Source organism: Microcoleus sp. K5-D4 (assembly GCF_036704575.1).
GTDB lineage: Bacteria > Cyanobacteriota > Cyanobacteriia > Cyanobacteriales > Microcoleaceae > Microcoleus.
Genome location: NZ_JAUBSD010000005.1, coordinates 122,147 through 123,614 on the forward strand (window position 1 = coordinate 122,147; position 1,468 = coordinate 123,614).

Annotated in this window: 4 protein-coding genes; 1 reads left to right on the plus strand and 3 read right to left on the minus strand. The window is 42.3% G+C overall.

Annotated elements, in window-relative coordinates; all coding sequences use genetic code 11:
• The coding region (locus QUA77_RS03355; RefSeq protein ID WP_333449259.1) for a GUN4 domain-containing protein at positions 1 to 583 on the plus strand (583 nt) is incomplete at its 5' end.
• 89 nt (positions 584 to 672) lie between these two features.
• On the opposite strand, the gene QUA77_RS03360 is transcribed toward QUA77_RS03355, so the two are convergent.
• From QUA77_RS03360 to QUA77_RS03370, 3 genes are read right to left on the minus strand one after another with little or no spacing between them, the layout of a single operon-like run.
• Complete coding sequence (locus QUA77_RS03360; RefSeq protein ID WP_333449267.1) at positions 673 to 882, minus strand: PIN domain-containing protein; 210 nt, start codon at positions 880 to 882, stop codon at positions 673 to 675.
• A 9-nt stretch (positions 883 to 891) separates the two neighbouring features.
• A complete protein-coding gene (locus QUA77_RS03365; RefSeq protein ID WP_333449260.1) occupies positions 892 to 1,065 on the minus strand; it encodes a hypothetical protein in 174 nt (57 codons plus the stop codon).
• Positions 1,062 to 1,292, minus strand: coding sequence for a prevent-host-death protein (locus QUA77_RS03370; RefSeq protein ID WP_333449261.1), 231 nt, complete (start codon positions 1,290 to 1,292; stop codon positions 1,062 to 1,064). The genes QUA77_RS03365 and QUA77_RS03370 overlap by 4 nt, the downstream gene beginning before the upstream one ends.
• Between the last annotated feature and the right edge of the window lie 176 nt (positions 1,293 to 1,468).

The following is a 1,468-nucleotide window of genomic DNA, read 5'->3' on the forward strand; positions in this document are numbered from 1 at the left end:
ACAAATAGGGGGTGTTTTGCCAAGGATTCCTAGCCCGCAGCCACCGCCTGGCAATTGGGGACAAATAGGGGGTGTTTTGCCAAGGATTCCTAGCCCGCAGCCACCGCCACAACCTGTAAATTTGATTTCAGCAAAAGGAGTCGATTATCGCAACCTCGATCGGCTGTTGGCTAGTGGAGAATGGAAAGAGGGGGATGAGGAAACGTATAAAAAAATGCTGGAAGCAGCGGGGAGAACAAAGGATGGCTTGCTGAGGGCTGAAGATATCGATCGATTCCCCTGTGAAGACTTACGAACTATTGACCAACTTTGGGTAAAATACAGTAACGGACGTTTCGGCTTTTCAGTGCAGAAACGGATCTATGAAAGTTTGGGGGGAAGCAGAGAATATGATGACAAAATTAGGGACGCTTTTGGCGATCGGGTAGGTTGGCGTGTGAATAGTAAATGGTTGTACTTAAATGATCTAAAATTCAACACAAAAGCACCTGTGGGGCACCTCCCGTGTGTGCGTGGGGACGGTGCATGGATGGTGTGGGGGATCTCTTTTCTCGCGTCGAGACTTGTAGAGTGTAACATCTAAGGGTTACAGAGTTTCGTGAAGATTTATAACAGAGGCTTTAACCACGAAACCGCGCCACTTCTACGTTCCCGATACCTGGCACATTCGATTTACCAAATTACTAAAGAGTAGAAACTAGCTATTTTTTGATCGGCTGTAATAATAGCAGCTTGACTTCTTTTGGCAACTGCTACAACCACTCTATCTGCTGGATCTCGGTGTTCCCATTCTAATTTGACACTTTCTAGCCAAATGTTCTCATCAATTGGAACGATGCGAATAACATTAGACTTTTTTAAAGTAGCGATATAGTCATCAATACTTACTCCTCAATCTAACTTATGATTTTTGATCTTGATAGCTATTTCCCAGATAGCCGTTGATGGAACTAAACCATTTTTTTCTTGTTCCATCTGCTGACAAGCATCTTTTGCCGATTGAGAAAGTTTCTCTGGATCTAAACTCCACCAGATGAGAGCGCAGGTATCAAGGACAACTGTCATACTTCCTGCCATTCTTCAGTTGTTGGCGCAGTTAAATCTTCAAAATATTTTACTTTCCCCCGCATATCCTTAAATAATTCTTCAGTTGAAAGAGACTTTTCATACTGAGAAATTATCACAAGTGGTTTAGTCCCATCCATCACTAAAATTTCTTCGCCTTCAAGCTCGATAAGTTGCAATAATTCTAGTAATTGAGCTGTTAATTCACTTTTGTCTATGGTTTTCATAGGACAATGATTGGTGTTGTGTTCAAACTCTATTATATCTTAAGACGGTTCACTTAGCTAAGCCTGTCATTGCGCTACGGGAAAGCAATCGCCGAGAGTTTGCTCAGTTCTCAATTAGCTGAGGTGCGCGATCGAATAATTACTTTTTTAACTGAACAATATTAGACCTCTTGCGA